Origin of the sequence: Collimonas silvisoli, from assembly GCF_018305005.1 — a bacterium.
Classification (GTDB): Bacteria; Pseudomonadota; Gammaproteobacteria; order Burkholderiales; family Burkholderiaceae_D; genus Collimonas; species Collimonas silvisoli.
Genome location: NZ_JAGQEG010000040.1, coordinates 19,869 through 40,328, shown reverse-complemented (window position 1 = coordinate 40,328; position 20,460 = coordinate 19,869). Strand labels below are relative to the sequence as shown.

At 59.3% G+C, this 20,460-nt stretch carries 22 protein-coding genes; 11 read left to right on the top strand and 11 right to left on the bottom strand.

Annotated elements, in window-relative coordinates; all coding sequences use genetic code 11:
- Positions 1 to 49: 49 nt before the first annotated feature.
- Positions 50 to 688: a glutathione S-transferase family protein gene (locus KHU33_RS12770; RefSeq protein WP_211463393.1), complete on the bottom strand. Its 639-nt coding sequence runs from the start codon at positions 686 to 688 to the stop codon at positions 50 to 52.
- A gap of 135 nt (positions 689 to 823) precedes the next feature.
- Positions 824 to 1,396 carry a TetR/AcrR family transcriptional regulator gene (locus KHU33_RS12765; RefSeq protein ID WP_230414233.1) on the bottom strand — a complete coding sequence of 191 codons (573 nt, stop codon included), beginning with the start codon at positions 1,394 to 1,396 and terminating at the stop codon, positions 824 to 826.
- Between the two features lie 164 nt (positions 1,397 to 1,560).
- On the opposite strand from KHU33_RS12765, the gene KHU33_RS12760 reads away from it, so the two are divergent.
- From KHU33_RS12760 to KHU33_RS12750, 3 genes are all read left to right on the top strand, one after another.
- On the top strand, positions 1,561 to 1,977 hold the full coding sequence (locus KHU33_RS12760; protein ID WP_211463389.1) for a MarR family winged helix-turn-helix transcriptional regulator: 417 nt from the start codon (positions 1,561 to 1,563) through the stop codon (positions 1,975 to 1,977).
- A gap of 113 nt (positions 1,978 to 2,090) precedes the next feature.
- Positions 2,091 to 2,339 (top strand): hypothetical protein, encoded by a 249-nt coding sequence (locus KHU33_RS12755; RefSeq protein WP_211463387.1) that lies wholly within the window; start codon positions 2,091 to 2,093, stop codon positions 2,337 to 2,339.
- A 137-nt stretch (positions 2,340 to 2,476) separates the two neighbouring features.
- Positions 2,477 to 3,478 carry an alginate lyase family protein gene (locus tag KHU33_RS12750; protein WP_211463385.1) on the top strand — a complete coding sequence of 334 codons (1,002 nt, stop codon included), beginning with the start codon at positions 2,477 to 2,479 and terminating at the stop codon, positions 3,476 to 3,478.
- A 45-nt stretch (positions 3,479 to 3,523) separates the two neighbouring features.
- On the opposite strand, the gene KHU33_RS12745 is transcribed toward KHU33_RS12750, so the two are convergent.
- The 3 genes from KHU33_RS12745 to KHU33_RS12735 are packed head-to-tail and all read right to left on the bottom strand — an operon-like array spanning position 3,524 to position 6,550.
- On the bottom strand, positions 3,524 to 4,261 hold the full coding sequence (locus KHU33_RS12745; protein WP_211463383.1) for a LuxR family transcriptional regulator: 738 nt from the start codon (positions 4,259 to 4,261) through the stop codon (positions 3,524 to 3,526).
- A gap of 19 nt (positions 4,262 to 4,280) precedes the next feature.
- Entirely contained in the window at positions 4,281 to 5,291 is a 1,011-nt protein-coding gene (locus KHU33_RS12740) for a response regulator (protein ID WP_211463381.1), read from the bottom strand.
- Positions 5,292 to 5,344: 53 nt separating this feature from the next.
- On the bottom strand, positions 5,345 to 6,550 hold the full coding sequence (locus KHU33_RS12735; RefSeq protein ID WP_230414232.1) for a sensor histidine kinase: 1,206 nt from the start codon (positions 6,548 to 6,550) through the stop codon (positions 5,345 to 5,347).
- A 290-nt stretch (positions 6,551 to 6,840) separates the two neighbouring features.
- Here KHU33_RS12735 and cqsA point away from each other — a divergent pair, with 290 nt between their 5' ends.
- The gene (gene cqsA, locus KHU33_RS12730) at positions 6,841 to 8,094 is read left to right on the top strand and encodes an alpha-hydroxyketone-type quorum-sensing autoinducer synthase (RefSeq protein ID WP_211463377.1); all 1,254 of its coding nucleotides are present in this window, start codon (positions 6,841 to 6,843) and stop codon (positions 8,092 to 8,094) included.
- A gap of 77 nt (positions 8,095 to 8,171) precedes the next feature.
- Here the strand turns inward: cqsA and KHU33_RS12725 are convergent, their stop codons facing one another.
- Positions 8,172 to 8,582, bottom strand: a complete 411-nt coding sequence (locus KHU33_RS12725) for a winged helix-turn-helix transcriptional regulator (RefSeq protein WP_211463375.1) — start codon at positions 8,580 to 8,582, stop codon at positions 8,172 to 8,174.
- Between the two features lie 114 nt (positions 8,583 to 8,696).
- Between KHU33_RS12725 and KHU33_RS12720 the strand changes: the two genes are divergently transcribed.
- Positions 8,697 to 9,308 (top strand): NAD(P)-dependent oxidoreductase, encoded by a 612-nt coding sequence (locus KHU33_RS12720; RefSeq protein WP_211463373.1) that lies wholly within the window; start codon positions 8,697 to 8,699, stop codon positions 9,306 to 9,308.
- An 84-nt stretch (positions 9,309 to 9,392) separates the two neighbouring features.
- Here the strand turns inward: KHU33_RS12720 and andAb are convergent, their stop codons facing one another.
- The 3 genes from andAb to andAc are packed head-to-tail and all read right to left on the bottom strand — an operon-like array spanning position 9,393 to position 12,232.
- Complete coding sequence (andAb, locus tag KHU33_RS12715) at positions 9,393 to 10,454, bottom strand: anthranilate 1,2-dioxygenase ferredoxin subunit AndAb (protein ID WP_211463371.1); 1,062 nt, start codon at positions 10,452 to 10,454, stop codon at positions 9,393 to 9,395.
- An 8-nt stretch (positions 10,455 to 10,462) separates the two neighbouring features.
- Positions 10,463 to 10,963, bottom strand: coding sequence for an anthranilate 1,2-dioxygenase small subunit AndAd (andAd, locus tag KHU33_RS12710; RefSeq protein ID WP_211463369.1), 501 nt, complete (start codon positions 10,961 to 10,963; stop codon positions 10,463 to 10,465).
- A gap of 3 nt (positions 10,964 to 10,966) precedes the next feature.
- The gene (gene andAc / locus KHU33_RS12705) at positions 10,967 to 12,232 is read right to left on the bottom strand and encodes an anthranilate 1,2-dioxygenase large subunit AndAc (protein WP_211463367.1); all 1,266 of its coding nucleotides are present in this window, start codon (positions 12,230 to 12,232) and stop codon (positions 10,967 to 10,969) included.
- Between the two features lie 311 nt (positions 12,233 to 12,543).
- Here andAc and KHU33_RS12700 point away from each other — a divergent pair, with 311 nt between their 5' ends.
- The 5 genes from KHU33_RS12700 to pcaD all read left to right on the top strand — a co-directional run bounded on the left by KHU33_RS12700 (position 12,544) and on the right by pcaD (position 17,568).
- Positions 12,544 to 13,692 carry a muconate/chloromuconate family cycloisomerase gene (locus KHU33_RS12700; protein ID WP_211463365.1) on the top strand — a complete coding sequence of 383 codons (1,149 nt, stop codon included), beginning with the start codon at positions 12,544 to 12,546 and terminating at the stop codon, positions 13,690 to 13,692.
- 20 nt (positions 13,693 to 13,712) lie between these two features.
- Positions 13,713 to 14,003 (top strand): muconolactone Delta-isomerase, encoded by a 291-nt coding sequence (gene catC, locus KHU33_RS12695; protein WP_211463363.1) that lies wholly within the window; start codon positions 13,713 to 13,715, stop codon positions 14,001 to 14,003.
- 30 nt (positions 14,004 to 14,033) lie between these two features.
- The gene (catA, locus tag KHU33_RS12690; RefSeq protein ID WP_211463361.1) at positions 14,034 to 14,945 is read left to right on the top strand and encodes a catechol 1,2-dioxygenase; all 912 of its coding nucleotides are present in this window, start codon (positions 14,034 to 14,036) and stop codon (positions 14,943 to 14,945) included.
- Positions 14,946 to 15,247: 302 nt separating this feature from the next.
- The gene (locus KHU33_RS12685) at positions 15,248 to 16,690 is read left to right on the top strand and encodes an MFS transporter (RefSeq protein WP_329956048.1); all 1,443 of its coding nucleotides are present in this window, start codon (positions 15,248 to 15,250) and stop codon (positions 16,688 to 16,690) included.
- 101 nt (positions 16,691 to 16,791) lie between these two features.
- On the top strand, positions 16,792 to 17,568 hold the full coding sequence (pcaD, locus tag KHU33_RS12680) for a 3-oxoadipate enol-lactonase (protein ID WP_211463357.1): 777 nt from the start codon (positions 16,792 to 16,794) through the stop codon (positions 17,566 to 17,568).
- A 9-nt stretch (positions 17,569 to 17,577) separates the two neighbouring features.
- Here the strand turns inward: pcaD and KHU33_RS12675 are convergent, their stop codons facing one another.
- Positions 17,578 to 18,468 carry a LysR family transcriptional regulator gene (locus tag KHU33_RS12675; protein WP_211463417.1) on the bottom strand — a complete coding sequence of 297 codons (891 nt, stop codon included), beginning with the start codon at positions 18,466 to 18,468 and terminating at the stop codon, positions 17,578 to 17,580.
- 107 nt (positions 18,469 to 18,575) lie between these two features.
- Here KHU33_RS12675 and KHU33_RS12670 point away from each other — a divergent pair, with 107 nt between their 5' ends.
- Entirely contained in the window at positions 18,576 to 19,592 is a 1,017-nt protein-coding gene (locus KHU33_RS12670; RefSeq protein WP_211463355.1) for an AraC family transcriptional regulator, read from the top strand.
- A gap of 16 nt (positions 19,593 to 19,608) precedes the next feature.
- Here KHU33_RS12670 and KHU33_RS12665 read toward each other — a convergent pair whose 3' ends face one another.
- A complete protein-coding gene (locus KHU33_RS12665; protein ID WP_230414231.1) occupies positions 19,609 to 20,445 on the bottom strand; it encodes an IclR family transcriptional regulator domain-containing protein in 837 nt (278 codons plus the stop codon).
- Positions 20,446 to 20,460: the final 15 nt, after the last annotated feature.

The following is a 20,460-nucleotide window of genomic DNA, read 5'->3' as shown; positions in this document are numbered from 1 at the left end:
GCCTCCTCGATGAGCGCTCTGAGCGGCGTGCCGATCAGAGCGTGCGGTCTCAGGCCGCCAACGCCGGCCGGCTGGCCTGCATGGCGACAAAGCCAGGCAAAGCTTCAACCCGGCCCAGCCATGCACGGATGTGAGGGTAGCCGTCCAGCGCAACGCCGCCTTCCGGAGCATGCGCGATATAGCTGTAAGCCGCCACATCGGCGATCGTCACTTGCGCGCCGGTCAGGAAAAGTCGACTGGCCAGATGCGGTTCCAGAATCGCGAACAATTGTCTGGCGGTAGCGCAAGCCGCCGCATGATCCAGCGGCATGCCGAACAAGGTCGCCAGGCGAGCGCTGGCCGGGCCTCTGAAGATTTCGCCGGCCGCCAGCGACAAAAAGCGCTGCACGGTTGCGGCTGCCACAGGATCTTGCGGCAGCCAGCTGGCCGCGCCATATTTGCCGGCCAGATAGACCAGGATCGCGTTCGAATCGGCCAGCGTGACCTCGCCATCTTCAATCACCGGCACCTGGCCAAACGGATTCTTCGCCAGGAATTCGGGCTTTCTTTGTTCACCCGCGCGCAGATCGATATCGATCATCTCAAACGGCAAGTCCAGCAAGGACAGAAACAGCTGAACCCGGTGGGCATGGCCGGACAAGGCGGCGCGATAAAGACGGATCGGCTGGGTTGGGCGGGCGACTGACATGCGAATCTCCTGATGGATTGAATAAAATGCATCGCAGGCGATGCTCAAAGGAATCACGGAATTCTGTACCGAACAATCGGTACAATACAAAGGCGAAACTGCCCTGTCAAGTAAAAACAGGAAACCCAGGACAGGCTACTCGCTTGCTTGAGAACCAAGCAGGATGGCGGGGAAGTTTTCTATCATGCGCAAAAAGGGGCCGTTGCTATCCAGGGCACGCGACACAATCAGCGACCCCTGAATCGCCACCACCGCATTCTCCGCCCGTATCGCCGCCTCCACCTTATCGACGCCAGCCTCTTCCGCCACCTCAGCCAGCAGCGTCATCAGCGCCCGCATGCGGCCGCCCAGATGTTGCTGGAACAGCGAACCGGCTTCGCCGATGGTGAACACATCCATCAGGCAGGGCGCCATGCCGCTGGAATAATATTCCATCAATTTGCCGGCGAAGTGCTGCAAGCGGATGGCGGCAGCCTCGGGGCTGTTCAGCGTCGATAGCACATGCTGGGAAAACCAGGCGCCGACCGCAGCCATCGCTGCACTGGCCATATCTTCCTTGCCGTTTGGAAAATAATGATAAAGGCTGGAGCGGCCCAGCCCGGTGGCTTCCGACAAGCGCGACAGGCTGCTGCCCTCATAACCGTAGCGGCGGAAAGCGGCCAAGATGCGTTCAACGACTTCGTCGCGGGTAAGGATGGCTACTGGCATTTTATGTGTACCGGATGGTTGTACCGAATGTTCGTTGTTATCAATGTAGAGGTGAAATGGTAAAACAGCAAGGGCGTAGGCACAAAATCCGCGCACGCCTGCCTCGCCGCCGGCAGAAGCTAATAATAGTTGTCTAGCTAATTAATTATGTCTAGAATAAGCCCATGTTTGATCACTGCCTATATTTCAACACCACAGCCTTGGCCCGTATCGTCGAACGTGAATGGAATGCCGCCTACCAGCCGTTCGACCTGACTGCGCCACAGGGTTTTGTCTTGCGCGCCGTGTTAAGGCAACCCGGCTTGCTCAATAGCGAACTGGCAGGCATCTTCGGTATCGCCAGGCCAACTGCAACACGCTTGCTGGATGCGCTGCTTGCGAAAAAACTTATCGAACGCCGCCCTTCCGCTGCCGACGGTCGCGAATGGAATATTTTCCCTACCGCGGCAGGATTGGCGCTGGATGCGCCGATCAACGCTGTCAGCGCGGAGGTGGCCCAACGTTTGCGCGGACAGGTCGGCGGCGAGCGCTTTGATGATTCGATCAGCGCCTTGCGCGGGGTCAGGGAAAGCATCGGCTGATTGTCAGGTAATCCTCAAGGCAGATATAGAGCGGCAAGCAAGCGCCTTACTTATCTGCCTTAATTTCTATTCATTTAGTTGTTTAGCTAACTTGTTTAATAAAAGGAATCGCCATGTCAGCCATTTCACAGGATTTGCAGAAAACTGCAGGACGCCGCACGCTGCTGTTCGCCATAGCAGTCGCGATACTTGGAATCAGCGCGTATATCTATTTCGAACCAAGCCTGTTCGGCAGCCAGGATACCTGCATCGCGGCGCATGCGCTGGATTATGGCGTCACCCCGCAGCAATTGACCCGCGACGCCAGCTATCAATCCGAATTGGTGGCGGCACTCTCGTCCTGCTCCGGCATGACGCCTTGATAAGAAACTGCAACAATATGATTCAATGGCAACTTTCTCTGGATCGCCATGCTTTAATTGTCTTGGGATATCGGACCTGCACCAGCAGCGCCGCCGGCGCAGGATTAATTGCAGACTATCTTTTTTGAGGAAGCCGAATGCAAGACCATCAATCCAAGCTGTTTGCGACACTCCCTTTGGCATTCCTTTTATGCAGCGGCAGCGCACTGGCGGGCTGCCCGCCAGCGCCGGCCGGTTTGCGCGATATCGAAGCAAACAGCTATTACTCCGACGCCCATTATTCCGTCATAGACCCGGTGCTCAAGGCCAGGAACGAGGCGGCGGTGAAACCGTTCAGCGACTATCTGAGCGCGGTCAGCGCCAATGCCGACCGCTACCTCGCCAGCGGCGATAGCGCGGCGGCGCAATGCGCGCTGAGCTGGCTGGACCGCTGGGCGGTGGATGGCGCAATGCTGGGCAAAGTCGCCAGCAGCCAGGCACAGTACGAACGCAAATGGACGCTGGCCGGCGTGGCGCTGGCCTATCTCAAACTGCGCCCGCAAGCCGAGCCGGCGCAACGCGCGCATATCGAGGCATGGCTGCCGCAACTGGCGGATGCAGCGCTGGCGTTTGCGGATAACGGCCGCCAGGCGCGCAATAACCATTATTACTGGGTTGGCCTGGCCGTGATGGCGACCGGGATGGCAACCGGCGATGCTAAATATATCAAGGCCGCCAGCCGTATCTACGACACTGCGTTGAACGATATCGGCGACGACGGCAGTTTGCCGTTGGAGCTGAATCGCGCCGGCCGTGCACTGTCCTACCATAACTACGCGCTGGCGCCGCTGGTCATGATGGCCGAACTGGCCAATCTGAATCATGAAAACTGGTACCAGCGCCAGCATGGACGCTTGCAAAAGCTGGCGCACCTGGTCTTGAGCGGCATCGCCGATCCGAGCTGGTTCGTCGAAAAGACCGGAGCCCAGCAGGAAATACCGAAAGGCAGCATTCTTGGCTGGATAACGTTTTACCGGCAAGCCGATCCGGCCTTGATTCCGCTATCGCAAGAGTTGATGGCACAGGCGCCGTTTCGCAATCCGCAGCTAGGCGGCAATCTCAGTCTGCTGGCCGACAAACGCTTCTTCGAGCCACGCTAAACCTAAGCTACGCTGTCAGGCCAGAGCCGTCGCTTATCAAGCTTATCAATTATTAGGCTTGATGATGCCCATCATGACCGCTCTGCTGATCGCGTGGCGGGTGCTGTAGACGCCCAGCTTCATCGCCACATTCTTCATGTGAAAATACACGGTGCGCTGGGATATTCCCAAGATAAGTCCGATTTCGCTGCTGGTCTTGCCGTCGGCGCTCCAGCGCAGGCATTCGAGTTCGCGCGTCGACAACACCGGTTCCTGATTCGGCGCGGCCTTGCGCCACAACAGTTCGGCCGCTTCCTGCAGATGGACGGCAAGCAGCAGGGCGTCGGCTTGCACGCTGGTAGACAGCGCGGCCTGGCGCGCCGCATTGCTATAGAAATCGAGACGGCTCACCGCATGTTTGCTGTGCATCGCCAAACTCATGCCTTGCGTGATGCCCATGGTTTTCAACAAGGGATAGATCTGTCCGCCGTGCAGCAGGCACAGCTGTTCGACCTGCCAGTTCAGCGGCAGGCATGAACGCGCCAGATGTTGTCGGACCGGGTCGCTCTTGTCGTCCGCAGGCTGGCTGAACTGCTGCAGCATCGCGCTTGGCAGGCTGCCGAACAGTTGCATCTGAGACGCGCCGTTGACGCTGCTGATCTCCATCTGCAACATGAAATCGCAAATGCCGAGTGGCGTCAGCAGACGCTGCACGCAGGCGCGCAATTGTTCCCAATCGGGTACCTGCACTACCTGCAGCAGATCGGGAGTGGATATTCGAGGAGCGGTTTCGCTACGCAGCATGGGATTCTTTCGGGTTCGATTATTTTATATCGGCGGATTGATCGCGCAAAAAATCCGCCAACGAATAAAATGGTTCGCGCAAATAATGCGCAGGGAAATCAAACAAGGCCCAGTAGTAGTCTTGTGTTCCGAAACAAATCTGAGCCGGCAAACAGTATGATAGCCAATCGTGGCGCAACGCGTCGGTATACATGCCGCCGCTGTCGGAAAAGAAAGGAACCAGTCGCATTTCGCGCAAACCGGTCAGCAATTCCAGCGGCGCACCGTAATCCTGCGCCACTTCCAGCTGCGACAACAGGCTGGCCTCGGTTTCCACCACCATCAGGGTCGCCTTGCCTTGCATGTCAAAGAACAGGATGCCGGTCGGGTTAGGAAACAGATAGTATTCGACAAAGCCGTGCCGTTTGCACAGCTGCTCGACCAGCGCCGCCATCGCCGGGTCGGACAGGAAAGTAAAGGAATGGCGCGACAGCAGATCTTTCAGCGTCAGCGACTGGGCGTGGAAGAATTCTTTTTGCAGGCTGTGTATTTCCAGTTCCAGATGATCGAGCGCGTCGTGGTCGCCCTTCTTGATGAAGCGATCGATCAGGCCGCGATTGAAGGCGTCGATCGCGATCTTTTCGTCGGCCTGGCCGGTAAACAGGATTTTTTTGCAAGGCAGGTCCTGCACCGCCTGGCAAAACGCCAGGCCGTTCATTTGCGGCATGGCGTAATCGATCACCAGCACCGAGGGCAACAGGAAACGCCGCCGATTCATCGATTGCCGGTAAATCTGATCGATATCGACCGCCACCGTGCGCCGCTCGAACGAGAATGTCTGCTCGTCATAGTTGACCCGGATCGACTGGCTCTTGCTGGGCGACTGCCGATAGGCGTCGCGCAGCCACTCCAGGGCGGCCTGAGTATCGTGGAACACTTTGCGCGCCATCTGCGGCGGCAACTGGAAAGCCAGGCTGTCCAGGAAACTCTGGCTATCGTCGATCAGGATAGTCAAGGTCGGATGTTGATAAACGGGTAATGAAATATTCATGTCGAGGCCTGGCCGGCGCAAGGACGATGTTTGCGCTTGGGATGAAAATACGGTTAATTTAACAGAGAGCGCACGTCTGCTGCTTTTTGTTGCACTACCGGCGGAAATTCCAGCACAAAAATGGTATAGCCAAGCGGACGCGAAACCACGCGTATGTGGGCGCCCCAGGCTTCCAGCACCTCTGTGCAGAATGCCAGCCCGATGCCGGTGCCGTTATGTTCGGGGTAGGCATAAAAGCGTTCGAAAATGTGCGTTGCGCGGCTCGCTTCTATGCCGCAGCCGGTATCGATAAACAACAGCCTGGGCCGCGCCCGGGCGCCGTCCAGCAGGATCCGGATGCGGCCCTTGCCGACGCGCTGGATCGAGGTCAGCGCATTGCGCAACAAATTGACCAGGACCATCGAGCACAATTCGACTTGCCCCAGAAAACGAAAATCGGAGCGGACCGTGATCGCTACAAGCGCGCGCTGTTCCTGGTTGACGAACGGATAGCGTTGCATCATCAGCTCCACCGCTGCCGCCATCGACACGATGTCCTTCGGTATCAGATTTTCCCTGCTGGTCGAGGCGCTCAACAGAAACAGGTCAATGACGTTGTTCATGTGCCGGACTTCGAGTTCGATCCGGGCCAGCGCCTTTTCCATCGGTATCTGGTTTGGCGCTGCCGGGGTGGGGCCTTCCTGCAGCAGGCGGCTCAAGCCGCGCGCATTGGCGTTAATGCTGCGCAGGGGCGTGCGCAGTTCGTGCGACACCGTCGCCAGCGCGGTCGCCATGCCAGCCAGTTTTTCCTGGGCCAGCACTTTCCTGCTGACCTTGGCGATCGATACCGTGAGGATGGCAAAAATCTGGATCGGCCATTGTTCCAGCGCATGAAAGCTCGGCGCAATAACACTGCCGTGGAGCACGACATACACGAGATAGGCCAGCGCTGTGCCCGCTGTGTAGGACAGGAAGGCCAGCGTGGTGTCAAAGTGGAACAGGATGATGAGCGCTATCAGCAGTGACTGGCCCCAGATCGAGGAGCCATCGTTCATCAGAAACATGAAGGTGAAGAAAAATGGCGCCACATAGGTCAGGCCGATAAAAAAATAAACGGTCAGCCATTTTTTTGGGATCAGATGCCGGACGAAGATGGCGGGCAGGCAAAGCACTACGCCGAAAATCCGCAAGGCGAGATTTTCATAAGGTTGCGGAAACCAGTACGCCCACACGATGTAGTACAGCGGCATGCCGACGATGGCGACCCATGCCAGCACCATCAAACGTTCGACGGAGTTGTTGTATTGCCTATAAAAGCGGGACCACCATGTACTCGTGGCGTTCCGCCAGACTGGCCAACGCTGGCTTAACCGGCTCCAAATGCTTGTGTGCTCAATCATGGGAGTTGAAATATTAGCCTATTATAAATTGCTGCGCTGCAATTAGTTGATGGGCCGGCTGATTACCGCGCTTTCACAACGATTTGCTCAGCTCGGCTCCAGATTCCAGACAGGCGAGCGCTGGCTATTCTGTCTGGCATGTCAACAGAATAGTGTCTTGGGAGAAAATTATGCCACTAACTACAAGCTACCATGCTGAATTAACTTCAGCAGCGGAGCAACGGTTGCCCGCCTTCGTATCGACTCGGATGGACGAGCATTATATTGATCGCATCGAAAGACTGCTGGGTGGCGAACACCTGCATAAATGGTGCGCGCCCGGTCCGAATGCGATTTACCTGTCCAGCAACGACTACTTGTGCATCGCGGCGGAGCCGGCCTTGATTGAGGCCCAGGTATCGCGCCTGAAGCAGGGCGACGTCGATTTGTTGATGTCGCAGGTGTTTTTACAGGAGGGCAGTCCTCAGCACTGTCTCGAACAACGGCTGGCTCGCTTCATGGAATCGGAAGACGGCCTGATCACGCAATCCGGCTGGAGTGGCAATGTCGGATTGATGCAAAGCATCGCCGGCCCCGGCGTCCCGGTGTATCTGGATATGCAAGCCCATGCATCGCTGTGGGAAGGCGTGCATTCCGGGCAGGCGCGTCCGGTGCCGTTTCTGCACAACGAGATCGAGCATCTGCGGCGGCAGGTGCTTAAGCATGGCGCCGGGGTGATTGTGGTCGATGCGGTCTACAGCACCAACGGCAGCGCTTGCCCGTTGCCCGAAGTGCTGGATATAGCCGAACAAAGCGGCAGCATTCTGGTGGTGGATGAGTCGCACTCGCTCGGCACGCATGGACCGGGAGGCGCCGGTCTGGTAGCGCAAATGGGCTTGTCCGAACGCGTGCATTTCCGTACCGCGTCGCTGGCCAAGGCGCTTGGCGGTCGGGCCGGATTCATTACCTGTTCCAGCAAGTTCAAAGGCTATTTCCTGTCGGCCTCGCGTCCTGCCATCTTCAGCTCCTGCTTGCTGGGACACGAACTTGCCTGGTTCGATGCAGCGCTCGATTTCATCCGCAACGCCGACGACCGCCGCCTCGCCTTGCATCGCAATGCACGCCGCATACGCGACGGCTTGAGCGATTTAGGCTACAACGTCAGCGACGGCACCGAGCAAATCATCGCGCTGGAAGCCGGAACAGAGCCGATGACGCTGATGTTGCGCAAAGCGCTGCAGGCGGAGGGTATTTTCGGTGCGGTTTTTTGCGCTCCGGCGACACCCAAGAACCGTTCGCTGGTCCGGCTGACACTTAATTCCGGCTTGACCGAGGTAGAGATTCAGCGGGTCTTGCAAGCATGCGCGGCGATTCGTGAAAAAGTGCAGCTGGCAAAATGGTCGTCCAGCCGCCGCATGGCTGCAGCGCCTGCGCCTATCGGCTGATTTTTGGCCTGTATCAGCCGCGTTACCGATCTTTCCCGAAGACTTGCAATCTTCGGGAAAGATTCAGTTGCCGGCGTTCAGTTGCCACCGATATCGTATTGCCGGCGCGCGCCACGGATCACGCTCTGATGGCTGCCGGCCCAGTCGGCCAGCACCTTGAGCGGCAGGCACAGCGAGCGCCCGGTATCGGTCAATGCATACTCGACCTGCGGCGGCGTGCTCGGGATCACGGTGCGCGACACCAGCCCATCGCGTTCCAGGTGGCGCAGGGTCACGGTCAGCATGCGTTGTGAAATGCCGTCAACCTGGCGCCGCAATTGATTGAAACGGCCCGGGCCGGGTTCCAGCGTGGTGATGACCAGCACGCTCCAGGCATCGCCGATACGATCCAGCACATCGCGGATCGGGCAGGGCAGGTCTTCGCGGGCACTGGGGCGGCCTCTGCCGCGTGCCGGAGCAGGCGCACCGGCGAGGGTGGTTACCTGCATGTTCCTATCGTTCATCAAAGTGCCTTCTTGCGTATAAGTTTCAAATAATTATACTGGTTACTTTAAATAACTACCAAGGCCGCGCAGCACGGCCGCAACCCAAAGGAAACCATCATGAAGATTGCCATCATCGGCGCTACCGGCAATGCCGGCTCCCGTATCGCTGCCGAGGCCCTGCGCCGCGGCCACAGCGTGACCGGCATCACCCGCTCTGCCGATCAGGCCAAAGCACCGGCCGGCGTCGCGCTGCGCCAGGGCGACGCTACCCAGCCCGCGCAACTGGCGGAGCTGATCCGCGGCCATGACGTGGTGGTCAGTTCGGCCAGGTTCAGCTCGCTGAACGCGGCCACGCTGCTGCAAGGAGTGAAGAGCGCCGGCGTCAGGCGCCTGCTGGTGATGGGCGGCGCGGCCAGCCTGGAAACGGCGCCCGGCGTGATCTTGCTGGACAGCCCGGATTTTCCGGCCCAGTACAAGGCGGAAGCGGTGCCCGGCAAGCAATTCCTGGACGACCTGCGTGCAGAAACCGAGATCGAATGGACTTTCATGTCGCCGCCAGCCATGTTCGCGCCGGGTGAGCGAACCGGCAAATTCCGCCTCGGCCGGGACCAGCTGATGGCGGACAGCCAGGGCAAGAGCCATATCTCGATGGAAGACTATGCCATCGCGATGCTGGATGAAATCGAACAGCCCAAGCATCTGCGCCAGCGCTTTACCGTAGCTTACTGATTCGCCTGGCTGTTGCCGCGCTGGCCTGGTGCGTTCATTTTCCATCCAGCACGGTGAGCAAATAGTCAGAAGATCATCGCGTTTTCAAGGCCGGCTGTCCGCTTTCGACAGAAACGCATCGGCAAAGAAATGCGCCGCCGGCAAGCCGCAAGCGGCGCCAAAATCGCGCCTTGCCGCTTCTACCACTACCGGCGCGCCGCAGGCATATACCTGATGCTGCGACAGGTCGGGATAGTCCTGCATCACCGCCAGATGGACGAAACCTTTGCGCCCCGGCCAGTGGCCGGCGGCCTCCGGTTCCGACAATACCGGTATGTAGCGGAACCAGGGCAGGGTTTCGGCCCAGCTGCGGCACAGGGCATCCCTATACAAGTCAGACTCTTTGCGGCCGCCCCAGTACAGGCACATGCTGCGCGTGCTGCCGCTGCGGATCGCTTCTTCCACCAGTGCCTTGATTGGCGCGAAGCCGGTGCCGCTGGCCAGCAGGATCACCGGCTGGCTGCCGTCGCGCAGGTAGAAGCTGCCGCACGGACCTTCGATCTGCAACTGTTCGCCGGCCTGGAGGCTGGCAAATACACGGTCGCTGAACAAGCCGCCGGGCAGATGCCGCACATGCAGTTCCAGCACATCGGCGCCGGCTGGGGTCGCCATCGAGTAGCTGCGGCGCTGGCCTTCTGCCAGCAAGACATCGACGTATTGGCCTGCGATGTACTCCAGAGGTGCAGCGCCGTTGCTGCGCAGCCGGATGACCGCGACGTCAGGCGCCGCCCGTTCGACCGCCTCGACCTGCATATTTCTGTGCTGGATGGCGGCCTCGTGCGTGAGCGCAGCCGTGTCCCTGACTTCGACTTCCACCCGTCCTGCCACGATCCGTACCGGAAAACTGCGCACCGCTTCGGTCACCGGCAGGCAGCGCGGCGCGCCGCTCCTGATGTCGAACAAGCCCTGGTGCAGCGGACATTCGATGCAGCCGTCCTCGATATAGCCGTCGGACAGCCTGGCGTTGCCGTGCGTGCATAAGTCGCGCAGCGCAAACACTTCTTCGCCGAGCCGGAATACTGCCACCGGCTGGCCGCCGGCGACTACTGCCAGCGCTTCGCCTTCATTGAAATCGTCGGCCGTGCCGATATCGTGCCAGTCGCTCATGTTCGCCTTCAGATCGGGGTAGCCAGCAAGGTCGCCACGCGCAGCGTGTCGTACACCACGCGCTTTTTGGCGTAGCGCCAGCCGGCCGGCGTCCTGACCACGCGGTCGACGTAGCGGCCGGCCTGATACACGGTCGATTCGCCATCCTGCAGGGTTTGTATCACCAAATAGCTGGATTCGGTGTCGGCCGTATCGGCGTCGATGGCCTTGATCATCAGGCCGGAAGTCATATGGCGGTAACTATGCGCTTCGTAGATGTTGGCATGGCGTAAGGACAGCACGCGATCGCGCAGCATGCGCTTGCTGTCGCAGTAGATGATGCCGATCGGCAGGCCGGCATCGGCGTTTTCGCGCGGGATGATTTCATACAGGCAGTCGTCGGTGAAGAATTCCGGCCATTCTTCCAGACGGTCGTTGTCGAGCGCATGCACATACGCTTGCTGCAGCTGGTGCAGTTCGAACCACAATGCCATGTCGGTCGTGTTAGTCGTGTTGGTCATGTTAGTCATGTCTCAAGCCTCTTCAAAGCCCATCAGTTTCTGATAGCCGAGCCAGAATCTGCGGATCAGGCCTTCGGTGATCAGCGTATCTTCCTGGTCTGGATTGTCCTTGGCCATTTCCAGCACCGAGCAGTCGTCCGGATCGCGCACCGTGCCGCGCTGCACCAGCTCGGTCGCTTCGGTGTCTTCCATCGAGATATAGCCGGCCGGGCCCACCAGATTGGCTTGCTTGATGCGCAAGGCACGCAGTTCCGGGGTATCGTCGGCATAGCCGAAGAAATGGAAGATCAATTCGAAATTCTTCGGCCCCTTCGGCAGCAGCTGGCGCGCCACCAGCGTGTTGTGGATCTGCTGCACCACCAGCTGCGGAAAGATCGGCTGGATGTGGTTGGTGGTCATCTCTTCGTACTCCTTGATCTGGCCCAGCACGGAATCGTCTTCCAGCGTGAAGCCTTCGTCGAAGGAGCGTATCGCCTGCTGCTTGTAGGCGTCGGAGGTTTCCGCTTCATTCTTGGTGGCGGTGATGATGCTGTGCAAGCCATGCCGCTTGTCGACCAGCGAGCGCGCCTTCATGCCGACCCGGAAAATATTGAACGTCGTGTGGAACAGGTGCAGCAGGCTGGCGTGATAGGGATCCTTCACGTTTTCCAGATACAGCTTCCAGTTGGATTTCGAATACTGGCGGGTGCAGCCCAGATAGACCACGGGTTTGTGGAAAATCCGGTCCAGCCAGGGCCGCATTTCGGCGCCGATATAGTCCGCCAGCGGCTCCATGGTTGCACTGAAGGTGGCAAACACCAGGCCGCGATAACTGTCGACGCGCAGCTGGCGCAAGCTATGGCATGCCGGATCGAAATCCTTGGGCATGCCGCTCATGCCTTTCTGGCCGCGGCGGAACGGCACCCCGAGCAGGTTGCCGCGGCTGTCGAAACTCCACTGGTGATAGGCGCAGCTGTGCGAGCTGGCGTTGCCGCGCGGGGTGCGGCACACCATGGCGCCGCGGTGCGCGCACTTGTTGACCCAGGCCGCCAGCGTGCCATCTTCGGTACGGGTGACCACCACCGGGGTGTCGCCGATGAAAGTGCTCTTGAAGTCGCCGTTGCCGGGAATCTCGGCTTCCAGCGCGAGAAAGTTCCAGACCTGCCCGCGGAAAATGCGTTCCTGTTCCAGGTCGTAGACTTCTTGCGAATTGAATACCTTGTATGGGGTGCGCGAACCGTCCTTGCGCGGAAACTGCACCAGCGGCGCATAGCCGGATTGTGCTGTCGTTTCATTCATCGGGATCTTCCTTCCGTATTTTTATGCACCAATGGCGAGTGCGGCCCTGGCCGCCCGTGTCTTCGTGTGTCTCCGTCCGTATCCATATGGTAGGTAAAGGCGCGGCCGGAAAATATCCGCTGCTTGCACGATTACGGGGGCGCACTATCCGATTCTTGCAAAGCTTGGCGGCCGCTTGTCAATGCAACAGTCATTGCAACATCGCCACCGTTGCGCGATATACCGCAAAGGTATGGCGCCCGCCAAAATCGGTCTTGGACAGGGCCGGCGCCTGGTCCATAAGATAGGGCAAACAACTTGAGATGCCGAAGATGAATGCCGTGATCGAAAAAATAGAAGTCATGCTGCTCGACGTGCCGACTATCAGGCCGCACCGCCTGTCGGTCGCCACCATGCATCACCAGACCCTGGTGCTGCTGCGGCTGGCCGACAGCGAAGGCATCGTCGGCTGGGGCGAGGCGACCACCATCGGCGGCCTGGCCTACGGCAGCGAAAGCCCGGAAAGCATCAAGATCAATATCGATACCTATATCGCGCCCCTGCTGCTGGGCCGCGACGCCAGCCAGGTCGCCTTGCTGATGGCCCTGGTAGCGAAAAACGTGCAGGGCAACCGCTTCGCCAAATGCGCAGTTGAAACCGCGTTGTGCGATGCCCAGGCGCAGCGGCTGGGCGTGCCGCTGAGCACGCTGTTCGGCGGTCGCGTCCGCGATTCGCTGCCGGTCGCATGGACGCTGGCCAGCGGCGATACCGCAAGGGATATTGCGGAGGCAGAAAAGATGCTGGATCTGCGCCGTCACAATATTTTCAAGCTCAAGATCGGCCTGCGCCCGGTGCGTGAAGATGTCGCCCATGTGGCGGCCATCAAGCGTGCGCTCGGCGAGCGCGCCAGCGTCCGCGTCGACATCAATCAGGCATGGAGCGAAACCGAGGCGCTGCTCGGCATGGCGCTGTTGCACGACGCCGGCGTCGATCTGGTGGAGCAGCCGATAGCTGCCCGTAATCATGAGGGGCTGCGGCAGCTGCGCGCAAAATGCAATATCCCCTTGATGGCGGACGAAGCCTTGCACGGGCCGGCGGATGCGATGGCGCTGGCGCGGCTTCATGCGGCGGACGTCTTCGCCGTCAAGATCACGCAGTCAGGCGGCCTTACCGGCGCCAGCCATGTGGCGGCGATTGCCGCCGCAGCGCATGTCGACCTGTACGGCGGCACCATGCTGGAAGGCGCCATCGGCACCATGGCGTCGGCCCAGCTGTTCGCCGGCTTTCCGACGCTGGCATGGGGTACCGAACTGTTCGGCCCTCTGCTGCTGACCGAAGAAATCTTGCAGACGCCGCTGGCATACAAGGATTTCTGCCTGCAACTGCCGATGGCGCCGGGACTGGGCATCGTGCTGGATGAGGACCGCCTGGATTTTTTGCGGCGCGACAAGAAGGCCGCCGCAGTATTCGCAATGCAATGAAGTGATCACAGGAGAAGAAGATGCTATTCAAGGTCAGGATGACTGTCCAGCTGCCGCCGGATATGCCGCAGGCGGCCGCGGACGAATTGAAAAAAACCGAGCGCGAGCTGGCACAGGAACTGCAGCGTTCAGGCAAGTGGCGGCATCTGTGGCGCGTGGTCGGCCGGTATGCCAACATCAGCATCTTCGATGTCGACAGTTCGACCGAGTTGCATGATCTGCTGACATCCTTGCCTTTGTTTCCGTACATGCAGATAGAAGTAGAGGCGCTGTGCCGGCATCCGTCGGCGATCCGCGCGGACGACCGCTGACAGACTAACCCAAGCCATCGAGGAGACCCCATGGACAAGAACACCATAGACGCCGTACTGAAAAAAATCCAAGACACGGAAACGGCCGCCGGCAATCCCCGCACCAAGGCGATCGTCAATCGCATTGTGCAGGATCTGTTTTACACGATAGAGGACCTGGATGTGCAGCCGGAAGAATTTTGGGCCGCCGTCAATTACCTGACCGAAGCCGGCCGTTCCGGCGAGTACGGCCTGATCGCCGCCGGCCTCGGCTTCGAGCATTTTCTCGATCTGCGCATGGATGAAGCGGAAGCCCGTGCCGGCATTGTGGGCGGTACGCCGCGCACGATTGAAGGCCCCCTGTATGTGGCAGGCGCGCCGGAGACGCTGGGCGAAGCCAGGCTCGACAGCGACGGCGAGCCGGGGGAGCTGCTGTTCATGCAAGGCCAGGTGCTGGCGGACGACGGCAAGCCGCTGGCCGGCGCGCTGGTGGAGGTGTGGCATGCGAATCACCAGGGCCATTATTCCTATTTCGACAAGAGCCAGCAAGAGTTCAATCTGCGCCGCAGCATACGCACCGATGCCCACGGCCGCTACCGTTTCCGCAGCGTCCTGCCGATAGGCTATAGCGTGCCGCCGAACGGCGCAACTGACCGGCTGCTGAAGCAAATGGGACGGCACGGAACGCGGCCGGCGCATATCCATTTCTTCGTATCCGCTCCCGGTCACCGCAAGCTGACCACGCAAATCAATATCGACGGCGATCCCTACCTGTGGAACGACTTCGCCTTTGCCACCCGCGAGGGCCTGGTGCCGAAACTGGTGCGCGTCACCGATCCTGCTGGCTTGGACGCGCATCAGGTTGATGCGCCATTTGCGTCGATCGACTTTAACTTCACCTTGCATGCGGAACAAGCAACGTTGCCGGACACCGAAATCATCCGTCCGCGCGCCAGTGCATAAATATAGTCACACGTCACTGTAATCATCAGGACGATGGGCATGTGTTTGATGGCAATGCTCATCGTCTTATTCCAGAGTCATTTGAAATGATTCTGGACGACAATGGCAATTTTTCAAGCTGTTGAAAAATGATCGTCAATGCGGCCGTGTTTAATACGATAAACAGATCGTTTGATTTGTCGTCTTATCTCAAGAAGCCGAAATTCCGCATAGAGACTCCACGGCGCTGCGTCGATAGCGGTCCTGAACGATTGCTCAGCTTATCGTTGCCTTTTTTATAAAAAATAAAAATATTTCAGGAGATGACGATGGAAGATGCAATGCGACAGAACACGCGGCAACATGGGCAGGACCCTGTCATCGATGTGGAAAAACTGATTGATGATGCTCCCTTGTCTGCTTTTCAGTGGACGGTATTCATCATGGCATTTTTAATCATCGCTGCGGATGGTTTCGATACCGGAGCGATGGGTTTTATTGCTCCTTCGGTGGCAAATGAATGGCAGGTCGCGCGGCAATCGATGGGGCCTGTGTTGAGCGCTGCCTTGTTCGGCATGGCGATTGGCGCGTTGATCGGCGGGCCGCTGGCTGACAGACTGGGACGCAAACTGCTGGTGTGGCTCACGGTCTTGCTTTTTGGCGGCGCTTGCCTGGCTTCTGCCACCAGTAACGGTGTGGCGGAACTGGTCGCCTGGCGTTTTCTGACCGGATTGGGATTGGGGGCGGCGATGCCGAACATGCTTACGCTTCTGGCGGAATACATGCCTAGGCGCATCCGTTCGACCATGGTGAATTTAGTGTGCTGCGCTTTTCCATTAGGTATTGCCATTAGCGGCGTGACATCGTCGTATCTGGTCGACAGCGAAGGCTGGCGCAGTGTATTGTGGGCAGGAGGTCTTTTCCCGCTGCTGCTGCTGGGGATTTTATTTTTTGCCTTGCCTGAATCGCTTCAGTTCATGGCGACTCATGAAAAGGCGCATGAAAAAATTACGCATGTTGTCAGGAAAATTCAGCCGGACATCGTCATTTCCGGCCGCGCACAATTTGTCGCTTCGGCAACCGTGGTGAAAGAAGCCGCTGCAACTGTTCAAGCAGCGTCCGCATCCACGGGTCTTGCGCTGATTGTTTCCCCGCAATTCCGGGTCGGCACGCTGCTGTTGTGGGTCACCTGCTTTATGAGTTTGCTGGTTTTTTATCTGATGACCAGTTGGCTGACAACTTTGCTGCACGTTTCCGGGCTTGCGCAGGCAGAGGCAAGCCGGGCGAGTGCTATTTTCCCGGTTGGCGGCACGGTTGGCGCGATTGCGATGGGTTATCTGATGGATAAGGTCAATTCCAATCGCACGCTGGTGCTGAGCTATGCGCTGGCCGTGTTTTTGCTGGTCCTGACGGGGCTGTTTTCCGGCGTGGCTCTATTGTTTGGCATCGGTATTTTCCTGTCTGGCGCCATGATTGGTGGCGCACAAGCTTCCATGCCTGCGCTCACCGCGTCTTTTTATCCTGTCGAAGGTCGTGCAACGGGCGTTTCCTGGATGCATGGCATTGGCCGCCTCGGGGCGATTGCCGGGACTTTTATCGGGGCCGGGCTGTTAAGCCTGAATCTCAGTCTGACCAGCATCATGCTGATACTGGCCGTTCCTGCATTGATTGCCAGCCTTGCGCTGATGTTGAAGGGGAATATCGAGCAACATGCCAGGAAGTCGGAACAAGGCGGCAATCTGCAGCCTGCCGGTGATTTGACTTAGAGCCCGTAAACCTTCGATTTGGGAGATGCGTTCCCACCAGAATCTGTGCTGGCAAGTCATGCAACGTCGCCGGCGCACAAGCGTTAGGAAAGGAGGCGCCCATGCCATTATCGAAACTTGAACTTGGAAATATCGCTTACACGCTGGATGGCCCGGTCAATGCGCCGGTCGTGGTGCTGTCGAATTCGCTGGGCACCACGCTGGCGATGTGGGACGGCCAGGCGCAGGTCCTGCAGCAGCACTACCGCGTACTGCGTTACGACACCCGCGGCCATGGCCGTTCGCTGGTGTCTGCCGCACCCTACACGTTGCAAATGCTGGGGCAGGATGTGCTGCATCTGCTCGATGCATTGCAGATAGAAAAATTTCATTTCTGCGGCATATCGATGGGCGGCTTGACTGGCTTGTGGCTGGCGCTCCATGCCGGCCAGCGTCTGCAAAGAATGGTGGTCGCCGATAGCGCTGCCTGCATAGGCACGGCCGACGGCTGGCGCACCCGGGCACAGCTGGTGCTGGACAGCGGCATGGATGCGGTGGCTGACGGCGCTGCCGGCCGCTGGTTTACACCCGCTTTCATCGCCCGCGCGCCGGAGCAGGTACTGCAGCATGTGGCTGCTTTGCGCGCCTGCAATCCGGCAGGCTACGCCGGTTGCTGCCTGGCGCTGGCCGACGCCGATCTGCGTAGCGAGATTGCCGCGATCAAGACGCCGTCCTTGCTGATTGCCGGTTTGCACGATCCCGTAACGACCACGGCCGATGCCCGCTTCATGCAAGACGCTATCGCCGGCGCACGCTATGCGGAGCTGGATGCTTCGCACCTGTCGAATATCGAAGCGCGTGCGGATTTCAATCGATTGCTGCTGCAATTCCTGGCCTGAGCGCCGGATTCAAGCTGCCGGCGGCACCACGCTGGCCACCAGCGCACGGAAATGCTGCAAGGCCGGCGAATGGTCATTGGCACGGAAGTTCATGATCACCGGTGAAAATACGCCCTTGTTCGAAAGCGGCCGATAGACCACGTCGGTACGATGCAAGCCCTGCACCGATTGCGGCACCAGCGCCACGCCGACGCCGGCCGCCACCAGTCCGATGGCGGTTTGCATTTCATTGGCTTCCTTGACAATAACCGGCTTCAGGCCTTTGTCGGCAAAGATAGTCAATACCTGGTCGGCATAGCTGGGACGCGGCTTGGCCGGATACAGGATGAAGTCTTCCGTGGCCAGCTGGACCAGCGTGACTTTGGGTTTTTTCAGCAAGGGATGGCCGACCGGAAAAACCGCGACCAGCGGTTCTTCGATAACTGTCTGGCAAACGATGTCGGGATCGTCGATATGCAGGCGGCCGAAGCCGACATCGATACGTCCCGATTTCAACGCTTCGACCTGCTCCATCGTGATCAGCTCCGAGAAGCCGACCTCGATGCCCGCGTTGTCCTGGCGAAAGCGCTTGATCAGTTCCGGCAGCACGCCATACAAGGTGGACGGCACGAAACCGATGCTGAACCAGTCTTGCTGACCGCTGGCGATGCGCCGGGTGGCGTTCTGGATTTCGCCTATGCGCGACAGCACCTGTACCGTCTGCTCGTAAAAGAACTTGCCGGCCTTGGTCAGCGCGATCGGACGCGAATCGCGGTTGATCAGCTCGACCCCGAGAATATCTTCCAGCTGGCGGATCTGCCTGCTCAGCGGCGGCTGCGCAATATGCAACAATTCGGCGGCGCGGCTGAAATTCAGTTCGCTGGCGACGGCGTTGAAATACTTAAGATGACGAAGTTCCACCATACCTCCCGCGCATACTTCGATGCAGAAACGATATTGTACGTTTTCCATGGCAAGGCCTACTATGCATAAGCATGCCAATGTAGGCATATTGACGCGAGGTAGCGATGCATAGCCAGTCAGCGAGCCTGGCGCCCTTATATCGGCGCCGCGTATTCCAGTCCAGCGAGAAGGTCGATTGCCATGCCCAGGTCGCGCAGGAACTGTCTGCCCATGACCTGCACTGGAAGGGCGACGCGGTCGACACCGTCCTGTTCAAGGCCACTATCCGCCAGCTGCAGGTGTTCATGCTGAAGTACGGCGCCGAGGTGGTGGTCAGGCCGCAACTGTTCGAGGGCTTCGTGCTGGTCCACATGACGCTGAGCGGGATTGCGGAAATAGAGGCCGACGGACAAAAAATACGCATTCCCCAGGGACGCACGGCGATCATTGCACCGAAACGGAATGTGCGGCTGTGGTGGCAGGCCGGCTCGGAACAACTGATATTGAAGGTGCCACTCGCCCTGTTTGGGGAAATCGGCGCCTGCCGCGACAGCAGTACGATCGCCATGCCGTCCCTGTTGCTGCTGCAGCCGCAGCTGGCGGCGCACTGGGAGCTCCTGATGCAATCGCTGCTCGGTGTTCTGGAGCTATCCGGGACCGGCGGCAATCATGGCTTGTGGATCGATCATTTCGAGCGCGGCGCTGCCCGGTTCCTCTGGTCGCAGCGGCCGGCAGCTACTATATCGGCAGTGTCGGGAATGCCAGCAATGCATGAGCGCGCGGAAGAAAAATCCGGATCGGCAGCATGCGGATCCGGGAAATTCAATCGTCTGCAAGCGCTCGAACAATACATGCAGGAACATTTGTGCGCGCCGCTGACGCTGGCCGAGCTGGCGTGCGCCGCCGGCGTCAGTGTGCGCGGGCTGAATGCCCTGTGCCACCAGCATCATGGCGTCGCTCCCATGGACCTGCTGCGCAACACCCGCCTGGACGCGGCGCGCCAGCGCCTGCAGGCGCAAGCAGGGGCGACTATCACTGACACTGCCTTTGAATTCGGTTTCGCCCATCTGGGCCGCTTCTCGGCGTATTACCGGCAGCGCTTCGGCGAGCTGCCCAAGCAAACCAGGGCTGCCCGTCACTAGCGGACAGCCGGCAGCCTTATTTTTGCGCCCGCACCAGCAGATTGATTTTGGCCGCAGCGGCCAGCAGCATCGGCAGGCAATGTTCCAGCATGTGCGCCGGGGTCGGATTATTTACCTGGCCGCTGATGTTGATGGCGGCAACCACCCGGCCGTTGCGGTCGAAGATCGGCGCCGCCAGCGACACCAGCCCCGGTTCCAGTTCTTCGCCAACCAGGCACCAGCCCTGGATTCTCACCTGCTGGATGATTTCGTACAGACGCTGCCGGTCAACCACGGTCTGCGCCGTATGGGCCGGCAATGAGGCCTTGGCCAAACGCTGCTTGACGGTTTCATCCGGCAAGCCGGCCAGCAGCACCCGTCCCAGCGAAGTAGAGTAGGCCGGCAAGCGGCTGCCTACGCCAAGATTGATCGACATGATTTTGTGCGCCGGCACCCGCAGCACATACACAATCTCATCGCCGTCCAGCACTGCGGCGGAACAAGACTGCCGCAAGCTTTGCACCAGATCTTCCATCACCGGCTGGGCCTGGGTCCAGATCGGCAGCGACGACAGATAAGCAAAGCCCAGCTCCAGCACTTTAGGCGTCAAACGGAACAAGCGCCCATCCATCTCGACATAGCCCAGATGCAGCAAGGTCAGCAGGATGCGGCGCGCACCGGCGCGGGTCAGTCCGGCGCTGGCCGCGACTTCGGTCAGCGTCTGCGCCGGCGCATAGGCGCCGAAGCTGCGCAGCACGGCCAGCCCGCGCGCGAACGATTGCACATAGCTGTCGCCCGGCTTCGGATCATGGGCGCTTGCATCCTCGCTGCTTGCCATCACAGCCGGACTGGGGAAGGGAGATGAATTCGACATGGCGTTAGCCTTCAT